The 899-nt window shown below is 74.6% G+C and carries 2 protein-coding genes; both read left to right on the top strand.

The window, feature by feature from the left end; all coding sequences use genetic code 11:
• The coding region (locus tag CCN35_RS29855; protein ID WP_281254832.1) for an oxidoreductase C-terminal domain-containing protein at positions 1-160 on the top strand (160 nt) is incomplete at its 5' end.
• A 66-nt stretch (positions 161-226) separates the two neighbouring features.
• Positions 227-592 carry an Rv2175c family DNA-binding protein gene (locus CCN35_RS27155; RefSeq protein ID WP_067392758.1) on the top strand — a complete coding sequence of 122 codons (366 nt, stop codon included), beginning with the start codon at positions 227-229 and terminating at the stop codon, positions 590-592.
• The last annotated feature ends 307 nt before the right edge of the window (positions 593-899 follow it).

Genomic DNA, 899 nt, shown 5'->3' with positions numbered 1-899 from the left:
GACGGTCTGCTGGCTGCGCGAGGGACGGCTCGTCGCCCTGCTGGCGGTCGGCCGGCCGCGGGACCTGGCGCAGGGCCGGCGGCTGATCGAGTCCGGGACCCCCATGGACCCGGACCGGCTGGCGGACCCGGCACGGCCGCTGAAGGCGGCGACCGCGTGAGGCACACGACCACCGGCGGACGAACGTGACTTCCTCGCGTCGGTGGCAGATGGCAGGCTTGATTCCGTGACCGAGATTGACGCAAAGATCGATGCTCTCGTCCCTGCCTGGCTCACCCTTCCCGACGTCGCCGAAAGGCTCGGCGTCGAGGTGACGCGCGTGCGGCAGATGGTCAAGGAGGGCCAGCTCATCGCCGTGCGCCGCGGGGAGAACCGCGCGCTGCACGTCCCCGCCGCCTTCATCGACGGCAGCAAGGTGGTCAAGGGCCTGTCCGGCACCCTGACGCTCCTGAAGGACGACGGCTTCACGGTCGAAGAAATGATCGAGTGGCTGTTCACTCCCGACCCGTCCCTTCCCGGCACCCCCGCCCAGGCCCTGCGCGAGAACCGCGGCACCGAGGTGAAGCGCCGCGCCCAGGCCCTGGCGGTCTGACCCGTACGACCGGGGCGGCGCGGGCGGCCTTTCACGGGGGCGGTCGACGCACCCCGCCGGCCGGCCGCGCCGCTCATGACCGGAGGGCACCGGCGGTCCCCGGACGGCCGCCGGTGCCGGGGGGAGGAACACGGGCGGGTAGGGTCCGTCCGGGCGCCGGAAGAGGGCCGGACGGGGCCGGACCGCGTGCGCGGGGCCGTGCCGCCGGGCCCGTGCGCCGTCCGCGCACCCGAACCGACGAGCCCGGCACGGGCCTTGAGACGCATCCGAGGGGGATCCGCCATGTCCGACACCGCTGCCGCCGCCG

The sequence above is a fragment of the Streptomyces thermovulgaris genome (genome assembly GCF_002155915.1).
Lineage (GTDB): Bacteria > Actinomycetota > Actinomycetes > Streptomycetales > Streptomycetaceae > Streptomyces > Streptomyces thermovulgaris.
This window is presented reverse-complemented; position numbering and strand designations above follow the sequence as displayed.